Source organism: Bacillus sp. LJBV19 (assembly GCF_017797845.1).
Taxonomy (GTDB): domain Bacteria; phylum Bacillota; class Bacilli; order Bacillales; family Bacillaceae; genus Bacillus; species Bacillus velezensis.
The window spans coordinates 456395-482810 of sequence record NZ_CP072563.1 but is presented as its reverse complement, the minus strand read 5'-3'; the positions used below and the strand labels follow the sequence as shown (position 1 = coordinate 482810).

Here is a 26416-nt window from a genome sequence, read left to right as displayed (position 1 = left end):
TCTCGTTTCGCAACTGTGAGGCTGTACAAAAAAACACGCTATTCCATGGAATAGCGCGTTCAGACTGCTTCCGGGCCGCGGTCCTGCTTGAGCCCGAGATAAATCAGCATATATGTGAGATAACCCATCGTCATCACAAGCCCGCCAAAGAAAAAGCTTGAAAAAATCGGCTCTTCAAACGCGGTAACCGCCGCAAGCACGATCCAGCTTGCATACAGGTAGATGATGAAATAACGGAATCCCGACTTCATTTTATATAAGAGAAACAGCCCCACTGTAGAAAACAAACCCAGCGCAAGCCTGAAATAAACAAGATGTTCGAATTGGAACATGAATGACACAAAGGAAAAACCAAGCAATAACACAATCGGTAATGCGGTAATAAAATTTCTCAAGTGAGCACCTCCGTCATTACCTTTATTATAAATCAAAATAGCATAAATTATTGATTTATCGTGATCTTTTTCACAAAAATGTCATTCCTTTACTTTATACCCGAACATCGCGTTTGCAAAAGCTCCACCAAGCGACGGCTAAGAAGAATACGATATGGATAATGATAATGCCTGCGGAAAATAACGGCGTCATTCCCGCAAACAGCGGTTTCGCCCCGCTCATATATTGCGTCAGGTCAGTATTTGCGAACAGCAGAAAACTTCCCCATTTGTTTTGGAAGAGCGACATAATTGTCACGAGTGATTTTGCGCCGTACAGCACGATAAATGACAAAATGACGGCCGTTGCGCTGTTTCGGAATACAGAAGAACACAACAAGCCAAAGCATGCCATCGCAAACGCCTCGACCCAGTTCGTGCCGATTACTTTCAGGGTGTTCATCAGAAGCGTCCCTGATTCAGATGTCACCGACACGCCGAAGAAAGCCATGCCGAACAGCAGAGACAGAATATAGTACGCCGCATACAGGTACAAGCTGACCAAAAATACGGTAATGAGTTTAGATACAAAAATCCGCTCCCGCTTTACCGGGCGGATTAACAAAAATTTGATCGTTTTCTTATCAAATTCAGCGGAAATGATCGTTGCCGCGATCACGATTGTTAATGCCTCAAGCAGAATATTCAGCCCGGGCGCATACGCCATATAGCCGATGAAATTCTCATCCGTTCCGGAACTGATGACAAGCCGTTTAATGACAAGCGCCATAATAAATTGGAGAACGGCCATCAGAATCAGCGCCACTAATGAGACTTTTCGGTTAAAGAGTTTCATATGCTCATTCGCTGTCAATTTAAACATTCGTCTCCCCCTCCTCTTGAAGCGCCGTCGTCACTTTCATGAATTCATCCTCCAGCGATTCCGCATACGGCATGATGGAATACACGAGAAAGTCTTGTCCGACGAGCGCACGGTTTAATGCCGGGATGTCCTTCTTCGCTACGGTGACGGTAATGCCCCCGCCGTTTTTCTCCGGAGCAAATTGCTGTTGGGACAGCCATTCAAATGCTTCGTCAGCCGGCTGAATGTCGAGGACGGCTTTTTCTTCTTTTTCCTCAGCGCCGCGCAGAACAACCTCTGTTTTGATCTCACCTTTTTGAATGATGATGACACGGTCGCAAAGGTCCTCCACTTCACGCAATAAATGCGTCGCAAAAAGGATGCTCGTCCCTTCAAGCTCCGCGAGTTCCTTTAAGTGATCGCGGAAATCCTTCATTCCGCCGGGATCAAGCCCGTTTGTCGGTTCATCTAAAATGAGCAGATTCGGACGGTGAAGAATGGCCTGTGCAATCCCGAGACGCTGACGCATACCAAGGGAATACGTTTTAACTTTGTCATGAACGGCATTTGTGAGCCCGACCCGCTCGATGACTTCCTGAAGCCTGTCCTCTTTGATGTTTTTGTGCATGTTGGCAAAGTGCTTCAGATTCTCCCACCCCGTCAGGTACGGGTAGAATTCAGGATTTTCCACGATCGCTCCGACGGATTCAAGCGCTTTTTCGAAATCAGCATCGTGCTGAAAGCCGTTAATTGTAATCGTGCCGCTGTTTTTCTTTAAAAGACCGACGATGATTCGGATAAGTGTGGTTTTTCCCGACCCGTTCGGACCGAGCAAACCGATGATCTCGCCCTGCCTGACATCCATGCTGATGTTTTTTAAAATGTGCTTCTTGCCTATTGTTTTGTCAAGGCCTTCAATATGTAAAATCGGCTCAGTCATACAGCCTTCCTCCTTTTTCACAAAAAATAAACAGTGCCCGTACATAGGCACTGTCTGCATTATAACATTAGTCATATATTCGTGAAGAGCCGGAGCCGACGTTATGTCTTATCCGGGACCGGTCCTTTTTTTTCCTTCTCTTCATTATTGACGACATCCAGAATATCAAGCAGGAACACAAAAATCGGAATTCCGATAATCAAGCCCCAAATGCCGAAGAAATGTTCCGAGAAAATCAGAACCGTAAAGGTAAAAAAGATCGGCAGTTCCGTTTTCGCTGACATCAGTTTCGGATTAAGGAAGTACGTCTCAATCGCATGGATGACGAAAATGACCAGCACGATGTAGATGACATACGCAGCGCCGCCCGTCGTATACGCGATGATGCTGAGCGGAATGAGCGAAATCACCACACCCGCCACGGGAATGAGCCCGAGGAAAAAGACCATGATTGACAGGCCGAACAGCTGCGGAAAATGCAGAATCGCCAATGCGATCAAGGTGAGGATACAGTTCACCAGCGCGATAATAAATTGGGCTTCAAGCACTTTGCCGAATGTTCTCGCAAATTTGCTGCCGAAAAAAGCAAGTTCGTAGTAAAAAACAGACAGCTTGCTGTGCTGAAATTTTTTCATAAACTCCGTGAGCCGCTTTTTCTCGAACAGGAAAAACATGCTGAGAATCAGTGACATCACGACCTGCAAACCGAAAGTGCTGATATCGGCCAAGTATGTATACAGTACATTAAAACCTTCTTTTACATAGGAACCGATATTGATATCGCCGAACACGCTCGATATCTCATCATAAAACGGAATGACATCGGGATGATACGCGATGTGCTTGATCTGCTTAATCAGCTGTTCAATCTGCTTGGCAACAATCGGATAAAAGACAAAGCCTCCGACAGTCGCCCCGACAGCCAGCGCAATATATAAAATGGTGATGACCACCCTCTGGCTGATCCGGAAAAAATGGTTCAACACGTGCCGGATGACAGTCTCCAGCCGATCCATCAGAAAAGTAAAAATAAACGTAAGCAAAATCAAATTAATCATACTTCGGAATACAACTAACACCCCAGTCAAAACAAGAAAAACCGAAAAACGTCTGACACCCGGATGCTGAAAAAATTTAAAAATAGCCGCCATTTATACACTCCTGCTAGGACAAAAAGCCCTTAGATTTCATCTTTCACTCTCTAATTGTAAATTATATAACAAAATGACGCTAAGGTCTTTGTCCACCTCCTAATAAATTTAAACAAATTTATCTTTTTTACTCATGGCGGCCGAAAAAAAGAACGGCATGCCCGATGCATGCCGTTCCTTTCCTTTTATACCGCCGTTTTCATTTCTTTTACGGCCTGTGTGCTTTTCGCTTCGTCAAACTCATTTTCGCTCTTGGCTACGATGATGGTGGCGATTCCGTTTCCAATCAGGTTGACGATCGCCCTTCCTTCACTCATAAAGCGGTCGACGCCGAGGAGCAGCGCCAGCCCCTCCAGCGGAATAACCTGAAGCGCCGATAAAGTGGAGGCGAGCACGATAAATCCGCTTCCGGTTACGCCCGCCGCGCCTTTTGATGTCAGCATCAGCACGAGAATGATCGTAACCTGCTGGCCGATGGTAAGGTCAACGCCGAACACCTGCGCCAGAAAAACCGTCGCCATGGACAGATAAATCGAGGTGCCGTCCAGGTTAAAAGAATATCCCGTCGGAATGACAAGGCCGACAACCGATTTGGAACAGCCGTAGCGCTCCATTTTATCCATCATCCGCGGAAGGACGGACTCAGAAGAGCTTGTGCCGAGAACGATGAGCAGTTCATCTTTAATAAAACGGAGATAGTTCCACAAGCTGAAACCGAATAGTTTGCAAATGATATTCAAAGCGACAAATACAAACAGGAACATCGTAACGTACACAGACAGCATCAGACTCGCCAGCGGCTTGATGGAATCAAGGCCGAAGTGCCCGATCGTATAGGCCATGGCCCCGAATGCGCCGATCGGCGCCGCGCGCATGATGTAGCCGATGATTTTGAAAAAAACATGCGACAGTTTATCAAAGAAATCAATAATGCTTTTGCCTCTTTCACCGAGCGCCGCCAGGCCGACACCGAATAAAACAGAAAAGAATAAGACCTGAAGAATGTCGCCTTTTGCGAAAGCGTCAACCATATTTGACGGAACGATGTGAGTGATAAATTCAATCCAGTCAATCCCCTGTCCCCCGTTTTGCGTATACTGAGAGACATCCCCTTTTTCAAGCTTGCTGTAATCAAGCCCCTCACCGGGCTTCATGATATTGACGACCAGAAGTCCGATAATAAGGGCGATGGTGGTCACGACTTCAAAATAAATAAATGCTTTTCCCCCGACTTTGCCGACTTTTTTCATGTCTCCCATCTTGGCGATGCCAAGCACGATCGTCAGGAATATGATCGGTGCGATAATCATTTTTACCGCATTGATAAATGTATCGCCGAGCGGCTTCATCTGCTTCCCGGCCTCAGGCCATACGAGTCCGACAATGACGCCGATGATCACCGCCGTGATGACCTGCACCGTAAGATTTTTGAAAATTTTCATCCCTGCTCCCCCTTGCCTCTCGCTGCGTCTATATGAAAATGATAGCGTTTTCAAACAAAGAGGGGAAGCTTATGATCATAACGGACATTTTGGTCTTTTTGGTCTCGGCTAGCGGACGAATTTGTAGCGGTTAACCGGCCGGCCCACTCCCCCGTATTGAATGTCGAGCTTAATCTGGCCGTCTTTCTCAAGAAAATCAAGATAACGCCGCGCCGTCACCCTGGCGATTCCGAGCGCTTTGGCGGCTTCTTCAGCTGAAAGCGGCTCCGTCTGCTGTTTCATATAGGTCAAAATTTCATTCATCGTAAAATGATTTAACCCCTTCGGCAGATCCCGGGACGGATTTTGCGGAATTTTAAGCAGCATGTCAAGCTGCTCTTGCGACATGGTGTCATGCTCTTCAATTTTCCGTTTATATTGTTTATAGTTTTCGAGCGCTTGTCTCATCCGCTCCAGCTTAAACGGCTTCAAAATATAGTCGGCCGCACCGTTTTGCAGCATAAGCTGGATTGTTTCTTTGTCTTTTGCGGCCGAGACGATGATGACGTCCACTTCGAGCTTTTGTTTTCTGATTTCCTGGAGCGTTTTAATTCCGTCTTTTTTCGGCATATATACGTCTAATACCACGAGCCCGGGCCGCAGATCTTTAATAAGCCTGATTCCCTCGTCTCCGTCAGCGGCTGTGGCGATGACGCTGAACCCCGAAACACCGGTGATAAATTCTTTATTCACCTCCTGCACCATCGGATCATCTTCAATAAGCAGCACCTTGATGTCCATCGAATGATTCCTCCCCCTTCATCGGAAATAAAATAGAAAATGCCGTTCCCTGTCCCTGCCGTGTGTCGACTTCAATAACGCCCATCCCTTTGTCGACGATTTGTTTGACGAGGTACAAGCCGTATCCCGTTCCTCCCGTTTTATTGACGGTAAACCCTTTTTCATAAAGGCGCGGGATGTGCTGATCGGAAATCCCGCTTCCGTTGTCTTCTATTAATATAGCAAGCACTTCATCATTTTGCTCGATACTGATGTCAATATGTTTGTCCTCCCTGTCTGCTGTTTCGAATGCGCCGAACGCATTTTCAATTAAATTGCCGAGCAGGACGACGATGTCATGCTGGTCGACATGCTCCGGAAATGCCGAGAAACTGCTGTTTTCATCAATTTTCACAGAAATGCCAAGCTCTTTTCCTCTTTTGATTTTGCTTAACAGCAGCCCCGCCGCAGCGTCATTCTGAATGGCCTGATGAAGAAAATCGGTGACGCTTTCTTGTTCTGATGATTCCTTAAAAGCAAGCTGGAGCGCTTTTTCTGATTTTCCGAGCTGAATCAGTCCCGCGATGGTGTGAAGCTTGTTCATATGTTCATGATTTTGGACTCTGAGCGCATCGACAAAATTTTTCACGCCGGTCAGTTCTTCCGCCATTTTCGCCGCTTCCGTCCTGTCCTGAAAAATAGCGACGGCTCCGATGACCTTCTTTTTCATGACGATCGGAATTCTGCTGCTCATGATCACCTTTCCGCTGACTTGGATTTCTTCATTATATACGGCTCGGTTCCGCTCGACGATTTCAGGGAGCCGCGAATCTTTTAACACGTCCCAGATCAGCCTGCCATCGGTCTCTTGTCTGACATTGAATATCTGCTTCGCTTTTTCATTAAAAATGGTGATGTGATGCTGATTATCGATCGCGATGACGCCCTCATTCATCGAATGAAACGTAGCGGTCCGTTCCTCATACATTCTCACGATCTCATGGGGCTCCAGCCAAAACATTTGTTTTTTGATGTGGCGGGCCAGCAAAAAGGAGCCGGCCAGTCCGAACCCGAGCGCCAGCAGAACGATAAACAGTATTTCATGTTTCAGCTGAAGAAGAATTTCACCGAATCCGGGCAGCGTTTTACCGGCCAGAACGACGCCGATCTGATTCAAATCCCGGTCTTTGATGGGATAAAAAGCGCGGACGGCGGTGCCGATCTCTCCCTTTGCTTCGGAAAAATAAATGTGCTCGGCGAACGCCGCGGCTTCGTCCTCACCCCTTGAACGCTTTCCGATCATTGTGCTGACGGGATGTGAATAGCGAATATGATCCATATCCATGACGACGATGTAGTCCGCTTCATTGATGATCCTTATTTCTTCGACCGCATGGCGCACGTCTTCCCTTTGTTTTTTCTGCTCGAGGGCGCGTTTGACATCGGTCATCTCAGATACCGTCCGCGCGGTATTCATCAGCCGTTTTTTCAGCTCGCGCTCCTCTGTATGCTGAATATTGCCGATCAGCACGATGCCGACGATCAAAAAGGTAAAAAGCACGACGATATACGAAAGTATGGTGATTTTCCAGCGGATGGTGAGCTTTTTTTTCGTCATTGGCCTCTTCCTTTCCGTCTCTTTACGAAAACGGCCCGCCCGATTATGCTTGTTATAGAAAATGGCGGAGGGGGTTTTCGATGAAAAGCTTGCTGACTTGTCTCAGCCTGATGGTACTCGGTATCGGGACCGCTTTATTCATCGGCTTTCATGATCGTTTCTCAACGGAAGAACCGTATTATGATGACGAACAGGAAGGCCTGAAAGATCAAATCGTTTTCAAATTCAGCCATGTCGTTGCTGAAAACACGCCAAAAGGGCGGGCGGCGAATAAGTTTGCCGACCTTGTCTATCAAAAGTCCGGCGGCACCATTAAAGTAGAGGTGTTTCCAAACGGGAGCCTCTATTCAGATAATGAAGAAATAAACGCCCTCCAAAACGGGGACGTGCAATTCATCGCTCCCTCCACCTCAAAGCTCGGATCACTGTCTCCCGAATGGGGTGTTTTGGATCTGCCGTACGCGTTTACAAACTATAAAGCCGTGCAAGAAGGCCTCAACGGCAAAATCGGCACACGCCTGTTCGCTTCATTAGAAAAGCATCATTTGAAAGGACTGGCGTACTGGACGAACGGGTTTAAACAGCTCACGTCAAATAAAGGACCGATCTTCACTCCGGACGATTTGAAAGGACAGGCGCTCAGGATCATGCCGAGCAGCGTGATCGAAGACCAGTACCGTCTGCTCGGCGCGCACCCGCGGCAGGATTCCTTTAATTCCACGTTTCAGCTCTTGGAAAGCAATCTCGTAGACGGAGAAGAAAATACGATTTCAAATATCTATTCTAAAAAATTTTATAATGTTCAAGATTATTTGACAATCAGCAATCACGGGTACCTCGGTTATGCCGTGATGACCGACGAGCATTTCTGGAATTCGCAGACAGAAAAAACGAGAACCATCTTAACGGAGGCAATGAGAGAAACGACGGAGTGGAACGAGGCATCCGCTGAGAAAATGAATAAAGACCAGCTTGAAGAGATAAAGAAGAATTCATCCATTCATATTCATGTGCTGAGTAAAGCGGAAAAGAACACATGGATGAAACGCCTCGACCCGATTTACGAACAATATGAACAGGTGATCGGCCGCGGGCTTGTGCAGGATTTGTTATCCTTGCGCCGCGAGCCTTAGCAGGACCAATACGCCCATCTCCGTTTCATCCCTTTTCCCGCCGGGGAAGTAAATAGGGACAGATCAAAAAAGGAGATGGAGACATGTTTACACATACGAAAAAACTGCAGCATCCGGCTAAACCGGATCGTCCTGACCCGCTGTTCGCAAAAAAGATGCAGGAAATTTTAGGGGGACAATACGGGGAAATATCCGTCGCCATGCAATATTTGTTCCAAGGATGGAATACACGGGGCAATGAAAAATATAAGGATCTTCTGATGGATACCGCGACGGAAGAAATCGGCCATGTCGAAATGATCGCGACGATGATTGCGAGACTGTTAGAAGACGCCCCGCTGGCAGAGCAGGAAAAAGCGGCTGATGATCCGGTCATCGGGTCCATTTTAGGCGGCATGAATCCGCATCATGCGATCGTGTCAGGACTCGGCGCAATGCCGGAGAGCAGCACGGGCGTTCCGTGGAGCGCAGGCTATATCGTCGCAAGCGGAAACCTTCTGGCAGACTTCCGCGCCAATCTGAACGCCGAATCACAAGGAAGGCTTCAAGTCGCACGCCTGTATGAAATGACCGATGATAAAGGCGTGAAAGATATGCTCAGCTTTTTATTGGCCCGCGATACCATGCATCAAAACCAATGGCTTGCGGCCATTAAAGAATTAGAAGAACAGGAAGGTCCGATCGTTCCTTCCACATTCCCGAAGGCGCTGGAAAAACAGTCATTCTCCCATAAGCTTATTCATTTCTCAGATGGAGCAGAAAGCGCTGAACAAAATTGGCTGAAGGAAACAGCGCCGGACGGAGAACCATTCGAATACGAAAAGGAACCGAAAGCGCACGGCGAAATAGCTAAGCTGGATCCCGTCCCGCCGTATGTCCATAACACGCTTCCCGGACGCGAGTAAAGAGACCATCATAAAAAGGATAGATCATCAACCATGATCTATCCTTTTTTGTGTGTTTTCTGCCACTCAAGCATCTCCAGACGATTTCCAAATGGATCTGAAATATAAAATCTGTCCGCTCCCGGAAGTTTATTGTCCTCAACAATTTCAATTCCATTTAATTCTATATGTTCTTTTAAACCTTCTATATTCATAACCTCAAAGGCAGGGTGTGCTTTTTTAGCGGGAACAAAAGGTTCTTCTATCCCGATATGCACTTGTCTATTCCCAAAACTGAACCAGACCCCGCCCCGGGCTTTTAACTCATCAGGTTTTTCAATTTCCCGAAAGCCTAATATACCACCGTAAAATTGTCTGGCAGCAGTTTCACAGCCTTTAGGAGCCGCAAGCTGAATATGATCAATTCCCTTAAAATGAAAAGTCATCCGAATCAATCCCCCTGTTTTCCCAATTGAATGTCATTTTCTTCATTTTAATTCAATCAAAATAACAGGAGAATATCTTCATTGTTATAACGATTGATAAAATCAGCTTATCACCTTTTTCAGAACGGCTTCACATAACTATGCTTTTACTACGGTCCATCCAGGCTCGTATTCAATTTCCCGTTTTTCAAATAAGTAAGTGACTCCCTCTGCATCAACCTGTGTAAGCGCCACTTCTATTGAATGTAACGTAGTCTTTTGTCCAATTTCTTCATAGATAACATCATGTTCGTTCTCCATAAAATCATCATAGGCCTGTCTGTTCTCCCAAACGCTGATGATCTCTGCGATGAACAGGCCGTCTGCGTTTTTCCGCCAGCCGCCGGCCTGTTTGACGAAGCCATTTACACATGATAATGCTCCCCACTGTGACTGTGCTTGCGCAAATGCTTCAGCGTTTGCGGCGTCTGTTTCACATACAATCTTTTTGATCAGCATGACCGTTCCTCTGTGATGACTGTTTTCGCATGCGCATGCTCGACACAGAGATTCACGGTTCTGACGTAAGAGCGGGTGCGGTGAATCGTGCCTTTCGGGATGAGCAGGCTGTCATTTGCTTTGAGCACTGCGGTTTCTTTGTCCTTAAAATCAATCAGCAGCTCCCCTTCCAGAACGATGAACCATTCATCTGAGTCAGGGTGATGGTGCCAGTCATATTCTCCCGTAAACACTGCGAGGCGCACACAGTGGTCATTGATCTCCGCGATTGAAAAATTGTCGTGTTTTTCTTTGACTTTATTGGCGATAGCGAGCAAATTCAGCATGTCAGACACGAGTGAAAAACCCCTTTTTCATTTTATTGTATCGCAACGGCGGCTCAGATCAAGATTTTCCCAAAATAAAAAGCGATCCAGCTGATGCGCCGGATCGCTTTTGATCTGCAGGTTGTCTGCCTTTATGCTTTTATTAGCTGCTTCGTCTGTTTCCGCCTTTTTGGCCGATTTCTTTATAAAAATCTTTGTCATGATTTTTGCTTGTGGCTTCTCCGCCTTTTTGGCCGATTTCTTGATAGAATTCCTTGTCATGGTTATTGCTAGTGGCTTCTCCGCCTTTTTCACCGATTTCCTGATAGAATTCTTTGTCGTGATTTTTGCTAGTGGCTTCTCCGCCTTTTTCACCGATTTCCTGATAGAATTCTTTGTCGTGATTTTTGCTAGTGGCTTCTCCGCCTTTTTGACCAATTTCCTGATAGAATTCTTTGTCATGGTTATTGCTTGTCGCTTCTCCGCCTTTTTTACCTGCTTCTTCTCTGCTCATTTTGTTATTATCTTGTGCCATTTTTGAATTCCTCCTTTAATTGGTGTTGGTTGTTGGTTTCCCGATTTCAGAACTGCTAAACAAAGAAAACACATTGAATGTGTTTTCGGGTGGTTTTTTATTATTCTGTATCCTTCATGCGTTTTAGAATCCGGCGTTTTTTATAAAGCATGATGCCTGTTTCCGCGATGCTTTCTAAAGCTGAACGGTTGGCGGACGCGCCGAAGATGATGCCTGCGGCCGGAACCATTTGCAGCAGTTTTTTCGCGGCGAACGTATCGCGGTAGCTGTAAACGACTTCCCGCCAGCCTTGGATTTGCGAGGCGACGCGCTGATAGGCGCGGTCGTTTTGATCATATTGCCGTAAATCTTGCAGGATCGCTTTTTTTCCGATGACGTCACTGGATGCAAGCTGAAGCAATTTGACGATAAACACGCGTTCTTTTTTGTCTTTCGGATCAAAGCCGTAAGCAACCGCGATATCTTGCAGCGTCTTTAAGGACAGGCCGAGCATCGCCGGAATGTCTGCCGCCAGCGTGAATACACCGCCGACTCCCGTTGCGGCTCCCTGCACCGTCGCGGCCTTTACGCTTGTACGCGCTATGCCTTCTGCGATTTCGTCCATGACGGCAAGCGGCGCATTGCGGATGTCGTGAAGCGTTTGACATGTACCGTGCGGCAGCCGTTTTTGAAACTTTTTCATGATGCGCTTTTCTGATGTAAGGTACTGTCCGCCTGACTGAATAAACGTTCCCGTTTCATCGAGAATGAGTCCGATTTTCCTCTGAATAAATTGCGGTGTCAGCTTGTCCAAAAGCTGAAACGGCAAGCGGGTGAATGTTTGCCAGAACATCACCCTCTGCTGCGCCTTTTCCCATTTTTGAATGTCTCTCAGTTGTCTTTCCAGGTCTGTCCGCTCTTCTGTCACCCGTCCTGCACGTCCTTTCTGATTTCTTTGTTCATAGTATACCTTTATGGCGTTTTCTTTTTACACCCGGCCGGATTTTTTATCCGGAAAACATTCCATTGTTTAATTTCCTTCAAATTCTATATATTGTATAATTCTGAATAATACGATTGAAGGAGAATGTTGAATGCAATGGATTTATTTAAGTTTAGCGATCATTTTTGAAGTATTGGGTACGGTCAGCATGAAATTATCAAATGGATTTACAAAACTTGTCCCAAGTATTTTATTATTATTGTTTTATATCGGCAGCCTTTGTTTTCTTACTTTGACTTTGAAATATATAAGTGTCTCCATCGCGTATGCGGTCTGGTCGGGAATGGGGATCGTGCTGATTTCCATGATCGGAATTTTTTTCTTTCATGAACAGTTCTCTGTCATAAAAGCTGTCTCTGTTCTTCTGATCATCATCGGTGTCGTTTCCTTAAACTTTATTTCTGAAAGTGAAACGTCATCAAACGGCATCAGCGTTCATACGGACAGAAACAGATGATGAAAGGGTTAAAGGTTCTCTTCCTCATTACAGATATTGGATTTATCGTTTATTGGATTGTTACTTTTTTTGAGTGGATTCCAAAAAACATGGTGTTTAAAGATTATGATAACGCCATGATAATGGCCTGGAACTGGTCATTCTTTCCCTTAGATATTTTCATTTCGATAACCGGGCTGTACAGCTTGTTTCTTTATAAACGGAAACATGCGTTATGGCTCCCTTTCGCATTAATATCACTTGTGCTGACCTTTTGTTCAGGCCTGCAAGCGATTGCCTTTTGGGTATTTATCGGTGATTTTGATCTTATGTGGTGGGCATTCAATCTGTACTTGCTTCTTTATCCTTTATATTTTATTCGGAAATTGCTGGTCTCTCATAAAAATAGCTGTCATTCTTTTTGATGAGGCGGTTTTCTTTTTCTTCAGGCGGGAAACACTTTTCATAAAGGAGTGATAGACATGCCTTGGTCTATGAAGGATTATCCGCAATCATTGAAGAATCTCGAGGAACCTGTGAAGAAAAAAGCGATCGAAATCGCAAATGCGATGATAGATGAGGGTTATGAAGAAGGACGGGCCATTCCCATTGCGACAAGTCAGGCGAAAGAGTGGAAAAAAAACGCTTCTAAGGAAGAAATCGATCAGCTGATGAAACACGATGATGAAACGAAACGCGGAAATTGAATCGGAATAAAGGAAAAACCCCGCTCTCAAGAGAACGAGGTTTTTCTGATTATAAACCGTAATAATAAGATAGTGTGGTGACTGAAACGTAGCCTGTCGCTCCTGCATACGTGACTTTCAGCCATTTATTAGAATTGGTGTAGTGGCCTTGAACATATTCTCCGGTTACCCAAGAACCTGTAATTTTTTTACCGCTTGAGAATGTTGTGATCGTTGAACAGCTGACCTTAGAGCATGAGCGCATATTAGCACCGTAAATACCGACTGTACCCCCGCTGGCTAAAATGGAAACGTCCGGTTCAGCTTTAGGTTTGAAAGCTGCTGCTGATGCAGAGCCGCCAAAAGCGAATAAAGAAACAGCAAAAATCATGGCTAAAGAAATGATCGACAAACGACGTACCAAGAAAATTCCCCCTCTTTTATCATATGGCTGGAAAGCTTTCCTAACGTTATTATACTTTTTTGCCCGGGAGACTGAAATAAGTCTAATGCTCCAACTTCTTTTCTTCGCAAGTGGCCATGCCGATTCTTTATTTGATAGATAACAGCGGTTTATTGGACTGGAATCACTGATATATCGTTGATTCAAACGTTTATTCAGAGCGGCCGGAGTTTTTCCGGAGGTCATTTGAATGGTACAGAAAGGTTTTATCTTCCAATGGAAAGAAACATTATTATTCTATTTACCCGGGAAAACGGAGGAAATACAGCGTCTTTTTCTCAAATCAGTTGGGCGGACAGAAAGTTGTGAAGTTATATGGGCAAGTGTCCTCTTTTCACCTTTTTAAAAGAACGCTCCACACATTCGCGCATGATCGGACGCGGAAACACGCTTTGCGAACGGCATCGCTTCTTTCCCGGAACGATGCCGTTTTCATTTTCGGACCTTTCTTCGGCGGGATACATATCATAGATAAAACAGGGCATCAATGTGCCGGTTTATTGAACATAAAGAACTTGACATCTCATAATAGCGGATTTATGATGTAGATAAAATAATTTGCATCTAGGAAACTTTTTGTTATTTAGCTAAAAATCTATCGGAATTTAGGTGAGACATAATGAGCAAAGACATCTCAGCACAATCACTGCAATCAAAAGCCGTGCAGGATGCACTTGACGGCAAAAGCAAGGGATTCAAGCGGCTTCTGCCTTTTTTAGGCCCCGCCTTTATCGCGGCGATTGCCTACATTGATCCGGGAAACTTCGCTACGAATATCTCAGCTGGTTCGAAATATGGGTATATGCTGCTGTGGGTCATCCTCTTTTCAAACTTGATGGCTTTTTTAATTCAAGTTCTTTCCGCGAAGCTCGGCATTGCCACGGGTAAAAACCTTCCGGAAATCGCCAGAGACCGGTATCCGAAATGGGTATCCGCCGGGCTGTGGATACAGGGTGAACTGGTAATTATGGCAACTGATCTGGCAGAATTTATCGGGGCGGCGCTCGGGCTCAACCTGCTGTTCGGCATACCGATGGTTGAAGCGGCCATTATCGCGGCGATCGGATCATTCGCGATTTTAGAGCTGCAGCGCAGGGGTTACCGGGCGCTGGAAGCGGGCATCGCCGGACTTCTGTTTGTCGTGGTGATCGCCTTCGCTCTGCAAACCTTCTTTGCCAAACCTGACGCCGCCTCCGTTCTCGAAGGGCTGTTTATCCCGAAAATTGACGGAATGGACAGTGTGCTCTTGGCAACCGGGATACTCGGCGCAACCGTGATGCCGCATGCCATTTACTTACATTCCGCACTGACACAGCGCCGTGTCGTCGGAAAAACGGATAGTGAGCGGAAAAAGATTTTTAGATTCGAGACGATTGACATTCTTATCGCGATGGTGATCGCCGGGGCGATTAACGCAAGCATGCTCATCGTCGCTGCTGCGCTTTTCTTCAAGAACGGGCTGTATGTAGAAGATTTAGACGTGGCTTATCAGCAATTCGGCCACTATATCGGACCGGCTTCAGCCATTCTCTTCGGGATCGGGCTGCTGGCCGCAGGGCTTTCAAGCTCTTCTGTCGGCACATTGTCAGGCGATATTATCATGCAGGGCTTCATCCGTTACCGTATCCCGCTTTATTTGCGGCGTTTCATTACCATCATTCCGCCGATGATCATCATTATCTCGGGGGTCAACGCCACAGAAGCGCTCGTATGGAGCCAGGTCGTTCTTTCATTCGGCATCGCCTTTGCGCTCGTGCCGCTGATTATGTTTACAAGCAACAAACGCCTGATGGGCGCCCTGACGAACCGAAAATGGGTGACGGCTCTCGCCTGGCTGATTGCGGTTTTGGTGATCGCGCTTAATCTGTTTGTGATCTACGATTCCTTCCGTTAGAAAAAAACCGGCCATAGCGGCCGGTTTTTCTTTTGGCGCCGGGTGCCGTTCGTATCTTTTTCCGGGCGTTTTTGGTATGATAGAAGAAAAATCGGAGTTTTGCTTATGTCAGTATTTATCCTTTTTTATCTGTGGATTGTGCCGATTGTCATCGGCATCTTCTGTTCTCTTTTTGCTTATCGGACAACGGGTAAGAAACGTCTGATTCCCGGCTTTTTGATGATCGCATTAAGCATCGTTTCCTTAATCACGGGGCTTTGGATCGGCGGGGTGAACTATCATGTGTTCATCGGGGGCATGTTTTTATTCGGTACGTTATTGGCCGGCTCCGCCTTCCCGTTTTTCTTCGCTCTTTCACGCAAACGAAAATAAACAGGCATGCCGCCTGTTTATTTTTATTCATTAACCCTGAATTATAAACCGCTCCGATAATGTGATTCCGCCTCAATCAGCCTGTACATGTGTTATATAGGCTTCAGCACATGTCCCATCGTCGAAACTGCAGCCAAAATGAATCCTGCTAAAGAAGATTTTGAATTATAAGAAAAATACTGTATGAAAATCCTATTTACCCCAAAAATACCTATTGATAGAATGGTATCTGAGAGGGGAAAATGTTCAAAGCGGATAATAAAGGTCCCGCCTAAATACATAGTCTTTCATTTCTCTCTACACTACATTTCTAAAGGAGGATTTCCCATTAGACACGCAGCTAAAGGCATTCTGTTTGCCGCATCTTTAGCCCTTGTAACTACTACTTTTGTCCCCGCATCCTTAGCTAAAGAAAATCATAATAATACTGCCAATGCCACTGGAACGACCAAATCATTTTTTTATCAGACTGATACGCAATTTTCCTACGGACTTAAAGCACAAAGCGATGCATCTGTGTCAAAACCAGTCAAAGATGTAATCAGAGAAGTGCTGAAAAATAAAACAAAATTATTCAATCTTGTTGAAAAATTAGCAGGAAAGAAAATAAGAAATGAACTTGAATCCGTTTTCAATCAACACATAGAACCGGTTTTAAAGAAAATGCTGAACGAGTATGTCGCCTTAAGCTGGACTGACGTGGAAAAGAATCTTTATCTTTCACTTAAAAAGTCCGGACTTTCTGACAGTCAGGCTAAAAACCTCGCTCATTTGACAACTTTAGCAATGAAAGCATTTTAAAATCATTCATAAATGATCGTCAGGAAAATACGTATGAAGTAAATGCAAAGTGCTGTTAGATTCACTCTAATAGCACTTTTTCATTGGAGATGTCACATGACTGTCTTTTTTACTGTTTTGCTCACTTTCTTATGCTGCCTTGTGATTTCATCTCTTATTTTTATGATTCTATTAAAAAAAGAGATCGTGGATACACCGCCAAACCGCTTAGCTCATGCAGCATTCATCGCACTTATTGGATTCTCCCTGTTCTTCGCTATAACTGTACCTAGCCTAGTTATTTATTTTGTAGCTATAACTGTAAATCATTTTTTCGGAGAGTATATCATCTATGGTTCACTTTCAGACTTATACATATTTTCTGTCGTCGTCAGTATCTTAGCTTTAGTTTATATGCTTATCCTTACGGCAATTGTAAAAGGAATGACTCATGTTTTGACATTGCCTGCTTGGTCAGCCTATATCCTTGAATTCATTTTTGCATGGGCTGCTGTTTACTTCTCAGTTCAATATGTTTCCAATCATATCATTGAGAACATATCTATATTTCAAGGCGGAGAAATTCTTCTTTTTAGGACGGCTATATGCAAGCAAGCTGCCCAACAAAAAAATAAACAGGCATGCTGCCTGTTTATCAAGCTGTCGAGATCTTCTCGATAGCTCCTTTGTTTTTCCTTGAATGATTGAAGAAAGGCTTAAAAATGGACGGCGTCTTTCTCATGCATGCATAGTTCAAGAAAACACTTCACAGCAAAACGGAAAGGTGAACGCAATACACTCAGCGGTTAAGAACCATATGAGGCTGCGTATGTTGATTACTGGATAAGAAAAAGAAATCCCCCAGTCTTAAAAGGTGGAGGTCAAAAATTGGAGAACACTTAAATATTTATAGCTTTTTCAGCGATGTGGAAAGTTCCAGAATCACTCATTTCAGCAGTATAAACATTTGTTACACTTAATAATCCAGTAAAAAGAATACCGATTAAAGCGGAGCTGATTATAACCTTCTTCATTATATAGCCTCCGTAACCTTAAGTATTTGTGTTTGGGCATGTATGGTTTTCTTTAAAAAGTTTCTTCCCTCTGCATAGTTTCTCTTCTCAAAATGAAAGTCACCTAATTGTTCAGTTAGCTCTGCGAAATCAGACCAAAGGCGTTTCTCTTCTAAGTAGCCTAAGCTTTGTTTCACTGCTGTTTCATTATATTCTTCGTATAATGAATTAATGATTTTTAATTTCGCCAAATATTCTTCTTCATTAGAAGTCCGAGCACGATTTAAAGCCGTTTCATAAAAGAAACGTGCTTCCTTGGCTTTATCACATTGGTACAGGACATTTGCCATTATATATAATGATCTCACACCATACACTGTATCAATATGTTCTTTCACGTCTATTGCCTTTTTGAAATTCTCTTCAGCAGCAATCAAATTTTCCCCTCTTAAATAAACTAAGCCTAAGTTATGAAAGATCACTCCGATAATCCTTTTCACTTTTTCCTCTTCCAACCCACGGGCGATACTTAATGCTTCCCGATAATATGATTCTGCTTCCGTCAGCCTGTACATATCGTACATGTTAGCACCGACCATCATATTACAGCCAATCACTTTCACTTTGTATAATTGATTTTTTTCAAACAATTGCTTGGCTTTTTTCAAATGATTGAGGGAAACAAAGTGCTGATCAATTTGATAATAGGCATCAGCTATTTTGTAATGAAATTCAGCTTGCTCCATTTCATCTGATACAGCATTCAACTCTCTCTCTGCTTTGCGATAATAGCCTATCGCTTCAACATACTCTTTATGATCAAATTCATACATTCCACGAAAAAATAATGAGTAATACTTCAAGAGGCCTGTAAGTCTTTTTTGCGGCTTTTCTATTTTTTCAAGCAGTTCGTCGACTGTAGGGCGATCTCTATATCTGTCTTCCGGCTCCAAGGAATCTAACATCAATTGGTGACGAAAGCACATCAATGAATAAAAAACTAGCAAATCCTGATCCTCTTCCATCTCCTCTATTTCCTGTTCGACCTCAGCCTTTAAATCTCAGCATCAGGCACACTGAACTGGCGAATCATTTTGTACCATTCATTGATCTTGACACCAACTTGGGACGACGGTAAAACTTGATCCATATATACCTCTCCCTCTAATCACTATTTTTGTAATATTATAACTATTTGAACATAAAGTGAAAACGAAAAAAAACCGCAATTTACTTTTGCGTCATACTCACCTGATTAACTTGTTTTTAAGACACAGGGAAATTATACCTCAACATAAAAATACTGTATAAAAATACTATTTACCCAAAAAATACCTATTGATAGAATGGTTTCTGAAGGAGGTGGAAAAATATTCAAAGCGAATAATATAGGACTATCCTAAATACATAGTCTTTCATTTCGCTGGCAGATTACATTCCTAAAGGAGGATTTTTCATTAAACACGTAGCTAACGGTATTCTATTCGCCACATCTTTAGCCCTTGTAACTGCTTCTTTTGTCCCCACATCCTGAGCTGAAGAAAACCGAGATATCACTACTAATGCCACTGGAATTACCAAACCAATTTTTTATAATAATTGATAAGCCGTTTTCCTTTTAGCTTAAACTGGTTTTAAAGAAGCTATTAAACGAATATGTTGCCTTGAGTTGTATTGACGTGGAGAGAATCTTTATCTTTCACTTAAAAAGTCTGGACTTTCTGACAAGGCTAAAAGCCTCGCTCATTGGACAACGTTAGCGATGAAACATTTTATTGTTATTCATAAATTATTAGGAGGAAAATATATATGAAGAAGAAAGTAATCCCTGTAGTTTTAAGCGCAACTCTACTTACATCATTCTTGGGTACTTCAGGTGCTTTAGCAGCTGAAAACAGAACCACAACTCCTGTACCGGTAACGAAAACTGCACCAGGTACTATTCCAACTGGAATGCCTGGCACTATTCCAACCAAAGCGGCTCTCAATGGTGACTACCAAACCCAAGGTGTAGTTTCGTGGTCCTATAAGGCTTTCAGAGCTGCCTGCCGTTCAGGTGGATGGCTTTTATCAAAAGCCTTAAAGCCATTCTCCCCTAAAGCTGCGGCATGGATTAGAAAAAACTCTAAGAAGGTTGCCGACATTATGGATAAAGGTGAAAATTGGGGTGTAAAACAATTTACAAAAGCTTTTAAAGCTATCGGAGCTCCTACAGATGTAGCTACCACTTTAGCTAAATTCATTGTTGCTTTGATTTAACATATTTAAAATTTAAAGTGCTGTTAGATTCACTCTAATAGCACTTTTTCATTGGAGGTTAACATGGCTATCTTTATTACCGTATTGCTCACCATACTATGCTGTCTTGTTATTTCATCTCTTATTTTTATGATTCTATTAAAAAAGGAGATTGTGGATACACCACCCAACCACTTAGCTCATGTAGCATTCATAGGGCTTATTGGATTCTCCCTGTTCTTCGCTATAACTGTACCTAGCCTAGTTATTTATTTTGTAGCTATAACTGTAAATCATTTTTTCGGAGAGTATATCATCTATGGTTCACTTTCAGACTTATACATATTTTCTGTTGTCGTAAGTATTTTAGCTTTAATTTATATGCTAATCCTTATGGCAATTGTAAAAGGAATTACTCATATTTTTAAATTACCTGCTTGGTTAGCCTATATACTTGAATTCATTTTTGCATGGGCTGCTGTTTACTTCTCAATTAAATATGTTTCCAGTAATTTCATTGAAAACATATCTATATTTCAAGGTGGAGAAATTCTTCTTTCATTCTTCATAACTTTCTTATTTTCGGGCCTGGATATACTTTTTACTAATTTGGATAAGATCTCAAAAGAGAAATTAGGCTAATAAAAAGAAAAGCAGGCAATTTAGAGCCTGCTTTTTTATTCCCTTTTTAACATTTCTCCAAGCCTTGCTTTCGTTTTCGGCCCGTAAATGCCGTCAGCAGGCAGTCCATACATGGACTGGAACCGTTTGACTGCATTTGCTGTCTTCGGTCCGTAATAGCCATCTATTCCGTTGTTCTTTGCCCCTTTGTCCGGATAATAATAGAGAGCCGCCAAAGCTGTCTGGATCTGTTTTACGGCCGTTCCCTTAGTTAAGGGGCTTGTCACTTTAAAAACGCCCGATGGCAGCGTGTAAGATGATTTTTTGCCTTTTGTTGGAGAGCTGGCCGAGTCCGTCAGCTTTAATACTTGGCCGACTTTGATAAAATACGGGTCCTTGATACCGTCAACCTTTGCAGGGTTGCCATGCTTACGCCTGACTTCTGTGCAATGACGATAATATTCCGCCTTTTTTGACGGTGTACGTTAGCACCGGTCCTTTTTCCTGTTTTTTGATAGAGGCTCACGGCGCTAATGTGCAAACGCCCTGGCCCTTCAAAAGCTTTTTTATCAACCATCGCTCGCTAGCAGCAGATTTTATGATCTCTGTTACCGTTTCAGCAAATTTGAATACGATAGACTTCCTGTGTCCAAGCGGACTCGAACTGCTAGGCACTTCCTTACCATGGAAGAGGTCAGTAAAACTGATAAGAACTAATCTTCTCAATAAATCAAGGCAGACAGCGAATACTGGCTGAAGCCCTTCGCTTGGCCGTAAGTGATTTTTCCCGGAAGCGGCGGCTCGTCGCCGATGACGACCGGCTCATTTGAGTTGAGCGCTTCAAGAGACCTTCTTATTATTTCTTAAACAACAAACCGGTTCAAAACCAATTTAAAGTATTGAATAATTTAGAATGTTTGTGTAAGTTTTGTATAACAAAAATTTAATAAGAGTGAGGAGGGAAACATATGATAATCAGAAGCGCGGAACCCTATGATGTAAAACAATTGACCGATTTAATGTATTTATATATCGTGGATTTTTATAAAAGACCTAAGCCACCGATTGAAAAGATACATCATTTAATTGAAATGTTATTTGAGAAGAACAGGGGTATTCAATTCGTTGCTGAACAAGATGGGGAACTTGTTGGCTTTGCAACATTATATTTTAGTTTTAGTACGACGAAAGCAGATAAAATAACAGTAATGAATGATTTATTCGTGATAGAAAAAGCAAGAGGTACAGGAGCAGCCCAAGAACTGTTTAAAAGATGCGAAACATTTACAAAAGAAAACGGATATGCGCATATGTCGTGGATAACTGCATCCGATAATTACCGTGCACAAAAATTTTATGAAAAGATGGGTGGCTCTCTTGGAACTTGGCTGACCTATTCCATTTAACCCGGGATGACCTTATTGAAGAAAAGCCTAAAATAAAAAGCCGGACTTTTACTATGGCTTATCTGGGTAAATAACTAAAAAATAAACAGGCATACTGCCTGTTTATTTTTATTTTTTAAAACAGGCGTTTTAAGCTTTTCTTGAGTGACGGCATTTCGATTTTTTGGTTTTCAAAGAAGTTTTTCAGCATGTATTTGCTGAAGCCCTTCGCTTGGCCGTAAGTGATTTTTCCTGGAAGCGGCGGCTCGTCGCCGATGACGGCGTCGATGACGACCGGCTCATTTGAGTTGAGCGCTTCATGAAAAGCGGGAGCCAATTCCTCGTGTTTCGTCACTTTGATGCCTTTTGCCCCGCAGCTTTCTGCAAAAGCGGCGTAATCCATATTTTGCAGCTGGGTGACGTAGTCAATGTTGCCTTTGACCCGCTGTTCATATTCAATCATGCCTAAATTTTCGTTGTTTAATATGACAACCGTAATCGGCAGTTTATATTTAACAGCCGTCGGCAGGTCCTGCATCACCATTGAAAATCCGCCGTCTCCGCAAATGGCGATGGACTGCCGCTCAGGTTCGGCAAGGCTTGCGGCAATCGCTCCCGGAAGCCCGCATCCCATCGTGGCGAGCCAGCTTGAGACGATAAAGTCCTGCTTCTTCATCTTAAAATGGCGGGCCATCCACACCGTAACCGTTCCGACATCCACTGACAGGACAGCGTCCTCTGCGGCGGCATCCTGAAGCCGGGCAATGACCTGCTGCGGCTTGAGCGGATGAGTCGCTTCAGTTTCATCCTTTTCGATTTCCTTCCACCAATGCTTCATGTGCTCGGTGCAGGCGTCCAAAAATCTTCTGTCTTCTTTATATTCAATGTATTCCGTCAGCTCTTTCAGCCCCAGAGCCGCATCACTGACGATTCCCGCATTGACGGGATAGCGCTTGCCGATTTTCGCCGGATCCGAATCAAGCTGAATGGCAGGCGTATCATCCGGGAGATAATCCCTGTATGGGAACGATGTGCCGAGCATGATCAGCAGATCGCATTCCTCCATTGCTTCGTAGGCGGGCTTTGTGCCGATTTGCCCGAGATTCCCGAGAAAGTGGGGATGGCTGTCAGGCACGACGCCTTTTGCCGGAAGGGTAATGACAATCGGAGCGGCCGCTTTATCGGCGAATGCGAGCAGCTCCTCTTTTGCTGATTTTAACCCTTGGCCGGCGAGAATGACCGGTTTTTTTGCGTTGTTAATATATTGCGCGCATGTCACGAGATGTTCTTTTTTCGGCTCTATATCAGCTTTGAGGTATATCGGCGATGTGTAAACCGGCTCCCGTTTGATTTTTTGCGCGAATAAATCATCAGAAACGGTTAAAACGGCAACGCCTTTTTTGCTGTAAGCCGTGCGGATCGCCTGATTCAGAAGATCGGGCAGCGCTTCTGCCGTATGTACTTGCTGGTTGAATACCGCCACGTCCTCAAACATTTGCTCTAATTTGATTTCCTGAAAGCTGTCACGGCCGATTTCATCGGAAGCCACCTGTCCCGCAATCGCCAGCACCGGAACACCGTCCGCTTTGGCGTCGTACAAACCGTTCAGCAGATGAACGGCCCCCGGCCCTGCGATTGAAAGGCAGACACCGATCTGCCCGGTCAGTTTTGCCTCAGCCGCGGCGGCCAGGGCTGCGACTTCTTCGTGCCGGGTTTGGATGAATGTCAGGTTATTTCGTTCATGTCTCAGTTCTTCGATAAATTCATTAATGCTGTCTCCGGGAATGCCGTATATATGACCGACTCCCCATTGTTCAAGCAGCTCCGTCATTACGTGTCCTGCTGTTTTACTTGGCATACTGCATCCTCCTTTTACCTGTATTCATCCCCTTTTTCATACGGGTTGAAACACGGGCTATACTCTCAGCTTTTTTCTCAGCAGATCAAGGATGGATAACAGATTTCGGTCTTTAAGGACTGCCTTACGATTTGCCGCCCCATTGAGTCCGTCTTTTATTTGGAGTTTCCTGTTCGGCACCATGAACAGCGGCAGCCGGTTTTGGGAAAACCAGCGTAATGCGGCGGTTTCCGGCCCGTTCATCAGCGGTGTTCCTCCGGTAATGGCTCCGATGAAGACATGTTGTGTATCTTCAAATGCCGGCCTTTCATACTCACCGGCTTTTTTTATGATGGTCACGTTATAACCGGTTTCTTCGAAGGCCTCTCTTACGGCTGCGGATTCAGGTGTTTCACCTTCTGCGATCCTGCCCCCGGGCAAATCCCATAAGGGAATGTCTTTTCGTTTTACGAGCAATATGTCCCGCCCGTCATTTTGAATGATGACAAAAGCGCCTTGAGCCATGGCGTCCTCCTTTACAAAAAAGACCGCGGCATTAAAGCCTGCGGTCTTTGCCGTTACTTTTTAAAATGATACGGCAGGGTGGCGACGATTATGTCCTTCTTCCAAAACAGCCGGACTCGGAGCAAGAAGGCTGATTGGTTGTGAAGGATGGTCTGCCAGCGTTTTTTCGTAATGAATTGCGGAAACAGCACCATCACGGAGAACTGTTCTTTTTTCGCTTTTTGTTCGACCGTTTCCAAAAATTTATCAAACGGGTGAACCAGACTGCGGTATGAGGAATGCAGGGTGACGAGGCGGACGCCGTTATGAAGCTCTTCCCAGCGCTTTTCCACCTTTTTTTCGTTTTCTCTGTCAAAGGAAACATGAACCGCAATGACCTGATCCGATAATGATTTCGCATACTGAATCGATTTTTGGACGACGGTGGTGACACCGGCGACAGGCACGATGACGACGGTTCCCCTGATTTCCTCAGGCTGCTGATCAACGACCCGCAGCTGTTCGCCGACCGCGGTGTAGTGATTTTTAATGACGAAAAACAGCATGACGACAGCAGGCATGAATAACAGCACCGGCCAGACAAGATTGAACTTCGTCGCGAATAAAATACACAGCACCATAAATGAAATGGCGGCGCCGCATGAGTTGATCAGCATTTTTACCGCCCAGCCCTTCGGCTTCTGCCTGATCCACTTGATGCACATTCCCGTCTGCGACAGCGTAAACGGAATGAACACGCCGACGGCATAAAGCGGAATTAAATGTTCCGTGCGGCCGCCGAATAAAAGAATGAGCAAGATGGACGCGATACCGAGAAAGATGATTCCGTTTGAAAATCCTAATCGGTCGCCTCGTACCGTAAACATTCTCGGCATATACTGATCGCGCGCTAAATTAAACGCCAGCTGCGGAAAAGCGGAAAAGCCCGTATTCGCCGCAAGCACGAGAATCAAGGATGTAACGCCTTGAATGAAATAATACACCGTATGGCGGCCGAAAGTTTCCGCGGCGATTTGCGAAATAACGGTCTCGTCATGCTTCGGTCCCGTGCCGTATCCGTACGCCAGCACCGTAATCCCCGTAAATAAGATTGCCAGCAGAATCCCCATCATGGCCAAAGTGCGGGCCGCGTTTTTTGCCGGAGGATTTTTAAAGGCCGGGATCGCGTTTGAAATGGCTTCCACACCGGTCAGTGCCGAACAGCCGGATGAAAAGGCCTTCAGCAGCAAAAACAGCGTGATGCCCGCCACGGGTGTGCCGATCGGCGTGTGTTCGGCCGGATGAACCTGGCCCGTCATAAGCTTAAACAGTCCGACGACGATCAAAAGGACAAGCGCCGCCACAAACAGATAGACGGGATACGCCAAAATGGACGCCGACTCTGACAGTCCTCTCAAATTTAAAATCATAATCAGAATCACAAGCAAAACAGCAATGAGCAAATGATACGGGTGCAGGGCCGGAAATGCCGATGTAATCGCGTCAGTTCCGGCAGAAATGCTTACCGCCACCGTCAGAATATAATCAACAAGCAATGAGCCGCCCGCAATCAGACCCGGCTTCTCACCAAGGTTTTCTTTTGAAACCATATAAGCGCCCCCGCCTTGCGGATAAGCGTAAATAATCTGTCTGTAGGACAGAATCAAAGCAAGCAGCAAAATGAGAACACCGGCTGCGATCGGAATGGAATACCAAAACGCGGCCGCGCTTACCGCAGCCAAAATGATCAGAATCTGTTCCGTTCCGTAAGCAACTGATGACAGCGCGTCTGAAGAAAGCATGGCGAGCGCCTTGAGTTTCGTGAGTTTCTGCTCTCCGGCCGCCTGTGATTTCAGCGGTTTCCCAATCAAAAATCTTTTGATTGAATGGTACATTTGTTGTTTTCCCCTTTTTTTCATTTTCCGTTTGATTTACAAACCCTTACTGCTATGATGTCTCCGAATAACGATTGCATGCCATATTTCAGCACAGCAAAAAGACACAGAGGCAAACGGATGCCCCTGCGCCATAATCGTGCACAGGTTTCATTCATCTCCTCTCATGAACGCTTACGAGGTTAGCTGTCGGATTCGGGCTGATGAGAGTTGGCCCTACCTGAAAAAGGATTCACCCCAAGCGGCATCACGCGCCGCAAATTGGTTCCCCCGCTCTGATTACAGATTAAGCGATATAGATTATAAAAGAGATCATACTCCCGTCCCGTTCAGTTGTAAAGGGGCTTTTATGCTGTTTCAAAA

28 protein-coding genes, 4 pseudogenes and 1 riboswitch are annotated in these 26416 nt (G+C 44.7%); of the genes and pseudogenes, 12 read left to right on the top strand and 20 right to left on the bottom strand.

From position 1 onward, the window contains the following. Window positions 1-59 precede the first annotated feature (59 nt). The 7 genes from J6600_RS02395 to J6600_RS02365 all read right to left on the bottom strand — a co-directional run bounded on the left by J6600_RS02395 (window position 60) and on the right by J6600_RS02365 (window position 7146). Window positions 60-395, bottom strand: a complete 336-nt coding sequence (locus J6600_RS02395; protein WP_007410218.1) for a hypothetical protein — start codon at window positions 393-395, stop codon at window positions 60-62. 94 nt (window positions 396-489) lie between these two features. Continuing rightward, the gene (locus tag J6600_RS02390; RefSeq protein ID WP_007410217.1) at window positions 490-1257 is read right to left on the bottom strand and encodes an ABC transporter permease; all 768 of its coding nucleotides are present in this window, start codon (window positions 1255-1257) and stop codon (window positions 490-492) included. Continuing rightward, window positions 1250-2176 carry an ABC transporter ATP-binding protein gene (locus tag J6600_RS02385; RefSeq protein ID WP_012116860.1) on the bottom strand — a complete coding sequence of 309 codons (927 nt, stop codon included), beginning with the start codon at window positions 2174-2176 and terminating at the stop codon, window positions 1250-1252. Before J6600_RS02385 ends, J6600_RS02390 begins: the two co-directional genes overlap by 8 nt. Window positions 2177-2277: 101 nt before the next feature. Next, window positions 2278-3327, bottom strand: a complete 1050-nt coding sequence (locus J6600_RS02380; protein ID WP_014416957.1) for an AI-2E family transporter — start codon at window positions 3325-3327, stop codon at window positions 2278-2280. A 185-nt stretch (window positions 3328-3512) separates the two neighbouring features. Next, the gene (gene dctP / locus J6600_RS02375) at window positions 3513-4769 is read right to left on the bottom strand and encodes a C4-dicarboxylate transporter DctP (protein ID WP_012116859.1); all 1257 of its coding nucleotides are present in this window, start codon (window positions 4767-4769) and stop codon (window positions 3513-3515) included. A 108-nt stretch (window positions 4770-4877) separates the two neighbouring features. After that, entirely contained in the window at window positions 4878-5549 is a 672-nt protein-coding gene (locus J6600_RS02370) for a two-component system response regulator DctR (protein WP_003156219.1), read from the bottom strand. Next, window positions 5524-7146 (bottom strand): two-component system sensor histidine kinase DctS, encoded by a 1623-nt coding sequence (locus J6600_RS02365; protein WP_209387910.1) that lies wholly within the window; start codon window positions 7144-7146, stop codon window positions 5524-5526. The genes J6600_RS02370 and J6600_RS02365 overlap by 26 nt, the downstream gene beginning before the upstream one ends. 80 nt (window positions 7147-7226) lie before the next feature. Between J6600_RS02365 and J6600_RS02360 the strand changes: the two genes are divergently transcribed. Both J6600_RS02360 and J6600_RS02355 read left to right on the top strand, forming a co-directional pair. Further along, window positions 7227-8279, top strand: coding sequence for a TRAP transporter substrate-binding protein (locus tag J6600_RS02360; protein WP_021495085.1), 1053 nt, complete (start codon window positions 7227-7229; stop codon window positions 8277-8279). Window positions 8280-8362: 83 nt separating this feature from the next. Continuing rightward, the gene (locus tag J6600_RS02355; protein ID WP_014416954.1) at window positions 8363-9184 is read left to right on the top strand and encodes a manganese catalase; all 822 of its coding nucleotides are present in this window, start codon (window positions 8363-8365) and stop codon (window positions 9182-9184) included. A gap of 38 nt (window positions 9185-9222) precedes the next feature. Here J6600_RS02355 and J6600_RS02350 read toward each other — a convergent pair whose 3' ends face one another. The 5 genes from J6600_RS02350 to J6600_RS02330 form a co-directional block, all read right to left on the bottom strand. Then, window positions 9223-9609 carry a VOC family protein gene (locus J6600_RS02350; RefSeq protein WP_209387909.1) on the bottom strand — a complete coding sequence of 129 codons (387 nt, stop codon included), beginning with the start codon at window positions 9607-9609 and terminating at the stop codon, window positions 9223-9225. Window positions 9610-9747: 138 nt separating this feature from the next. Next, window positions 9748-10107, bottom strand: coding sequence for a DUF4937 domain-containing protein (locus tag J6600_RS02345; protein WP_209387908.1), 360 nt, complete (start codon window positions 10105-10107; stop codon window positions 9748-9750). Then, window positions 10101-10442 carry a cupin domain-containing protein gene (locus J6600_RS02340; protein WP_017419234.1) on the bottom strand — a complete coding sequence of 114 codons (342 nt, stop codon included), beginning with the start codon at window positions 10440-10442 and terminating at the stop codon, window positions 10101-10103. The genes J6600_RS02345 and J6600_RS02340 overlap by 7 nt, the downstream gene beginning before the upstream one ends. 133 nt (window positions 10443-10575) lie before the next feature. After that, complete coding sequence (gene gsiB / locus J6600_RS02335) at window positions 10576-10947, bottom strand: glucose starvation-inducible protein GsiB (RefSeq protein WP_012116853.1); 372 nt, start codon at window positions 10945-10947, stop codon at window positions 10576-10578. A gap of 100 nt (window positions 10948-11047) precedes the next feature. Beyond that, on the bottom strand, window positions 11048-11854 hold the full coding sequence (locus J6600_RS02330) for an EcsC family protein (protein WP_022552624.1): 807 nt from the start codon (window positions 11852-11854) through the stop codon (window positions 11048-11050). A gap of 166 nt (window positions 11855-12020) precedes the next feature. On the opposite strand from J6600_RS02330, the gene J6600_RS02325 reads away from it, so the two are divergent. From J6600_RS02325 to J6600_RS02315, 3 genes and pseudogenes are all read left to right on the top strand, one after another. Further along, complete coding sequence (locus tag J6600_RS02325; protein WP_017419236.1) at window positions 12021-12386, top strand: DMT family transporter; 366 nt, start codon at window positions 12021-12023, stop codon at window positions 12384-12386. After that, a complete protein-coding gene (locus J6600_RS02320) occupies window positions 12383-12790 on the top strand; it encodes a DUF5360 family protein (RefSeq protein ID WP_209387907.1) in 408 nt (135 codons plus the stop codon). The genes J6600_RS02325 and J6600_RS02320 overlap by 4 nt, the downstream gene beginning before the upstream one ends. A 57-nt stretch (window positions 12791-12847) precedes the next feature. Further along, window positions 12848-13063 (top strand): annotated as a pseudogene (locus tag J6600_RS02315) (DUF2188 domain-containing protein); the annotation flags it as partial. Window positions 13064-13121: 58 nt separating this feature from the next. Here J6600_RS02315 and J6600_RS02310 read toward each other — a convergent pair. After that, window positions 13122-13475: a hypothetical protein gene (locus tag J6600_RS02310; RefSeq protein ID WP_007410203.1), complete on the bottom strand. Its 354-nt coding sequence runs from the start codon at window positions 13473-13475 to the stop codon at window positions 13122-13124. Window positions 13476-14130: 655 nt separating this feature from the next. Between J6600_RS02310 and J6600_RS02305 the strand changes: the two genes are divergently transcribed. From J6600_RS02305 to J6600_RS02290, 4 genes are all read left to right on the top strand, one after another. Beyond that, window positions 14131-15408 carry an Nramp family divalent metal transporter gene (locus J6600_RS02305; RefSeq protein WP_088056325.1) on the top strand — a complete coding sequence of 426 codons (1278 nt, stop codon included), beginning with the start codon at window positions 14131-14133 and terminating at the stop codon, window positions 15406-15408. A gap of 105 nt (window positions 15409-15513) precedes the next feature. Next, on the top strand, window positions 15514-15780 hold the full coding sequence (locus tag J6600_RS02300; protein ID WP_014416946.1) for a hypothetical protein: 267 nt from the start codon (window positions 15514-15516) through the stop codon (window positions 15778-15780). Window positions 15781-15963: 183 nt separating this feature from the next. Continuing rightward, the gene (locus tag J6600_RS02295) at window positions 15964-16581 is read left to right on the top strand and encodes a hypothetical protein (protein ID WP_021495090.1); all 618 of its coding nucleotides are present in this window, start codon (window positions 15964-15966) and stop codon (window positions 16579-16581) included. A gap of 96 nt (window positions 16582-16677) precedes the next feature. After that, window positions 16678-17241, top strand: a complete 564-nt coding sequence (locus tag J6600_RS02290) for a hypothetical protein (protein WP_245207597.1) — start codon at window positions 16678-16680, stop codon at window positions 17239-17241. A 218-nt stretch (window positions 17242-17459) separates the two neighbouring features. On the opposite strand, the gene J6600_RS19660 is transcribed toward J6600_RS02290, so the two are convergent. Further along, window positions 17460-17594 (bottom strand): hypothetical protein, encoded by a 135-nt coding sequence (locus J6600_RS19660; RefSeq protein ID WP_254926347.1) that lies wholly within the window; start codon window positions 17592-17594, stop codon window positions 17460-17462. Continuing rightward, window positions 17594-18723 (bottom strand): annotated as a pseudogene (locus J6600_RS19730) (response regulator aspartate phosphatase). Before J6600_RS19730 ends, J6600_RS19660 begins: the two are co-directional and overlap by 1 nt. Window positions 18724-19382: 659 nt before the next feature. On the opposite strand from J6600_RS19730, the gene J6600_RS02280 reads away from it, so the two are divergent. Further along, on the top strand, window positions 19383-19832 hold the full coding sequence (locus J6600_RS02280; protein WP_025649977.1) for a hypothetical protein: 450 nt from the start codon (window positions 19383-19385) through the stop codon (window positions 19830-19832). A gap of 63 nt (window positions 19833-19895) precedes the next feature. Continuing rightward, the gene (locus J6600_RS02275; protein WP_025649978.1) at window positions 19896-20453 is read left to right on the top strand and encodes a hypothetical protein; all 558 of its coding nucleotides are present in this window, start codon (window positions 19896-19898) and stop codon (window positions 20451-20453) included. A gap of 35 nt (window positions 20454-20488) precedes the next feature. On the opposite strand, the pseudogene J6600_RS19655 reads toward J6600_RS02275, so the two are convergent. Together J6600_RS19655 and J6600_RS19770 are read right to left on the bottom strand one after the other, a co-directional pair. Next, window positions 20489-20924, bottom strand: a pseudogene (locus tag J6600_RS19655) (peptidoglycan-binding protein); the annotation flags it as partial. A 248-nt stretch (window positions 20925-21172) separates the two neighbouring features. Next, window positions 21173-21274: pseudogene (locus J6600_RS19770) on the bottom strand (hypothetical protein); the annotation flags it as partial. A gap of 126 nt (window positions 21275-21400) precedes the next feature. Between J6600_RS19770 and J6600_RS02265 the strand changes: the two are divergent. Beyond that, complete coding sequence (locus J6600_RS02265) at window positions 21401-21838, top strand: GNAT family N-acetyltransferase (protein ID WP_209387906.1); 438 nt, start codon at window positions 21401-21403, stop codon at window positions 21836-21838. A 115-nt stretch (window positions 21839-21953) separates the two neighbouring features. Here J6600_RS02265 and J6600_RS02260 read toward each other — a convergent pair whose 3' ends face one another. From J6600_RS02260 to J6600_RS02250, 3 genes are read right to left on the bottom strand one after another with little or no spacing between them, the layout of a single operon-like run. Further along, window positions 21954-23675, bottom strand: a complete 1722-nt coding sequence (locus J6600_RS02260) for a pyruvate oxidase (protein WP_014416943.1) — start codon at window positions 23673-23675, stop codon at window positions 21954-21956. 57 nt (window positions 23676-23732) lie between these two features. After that, window positions 23733-24179: an NUDIX hydrolase gene (locus J6600_RS02255; protein WP_209387905.1), complete on the bottom strand. Its 447-nt coding sequence runs from the start codon at window positions 24177-24179 to the stop codon at window positions 23733-23735. Between the two features lie 53 nt (window positions 24180-24232). After that, entirely contained in the window at window positions 24233-26053 is a 1821-nt protein-coding gene (locus J6600_RS02250) for an APC family permease (RefSeq protein ID WP_025649980.1), read from the bottom strand. Window positions 26054-26209: 156 nt separating this feature from the next. Then, window positions 26210-26356, bottom strand: a riboswitch (cyclic di-AMP (ydaO/yuaA leader). Window positions 26357-26416 lie beyond the last annotated feature (60 nt).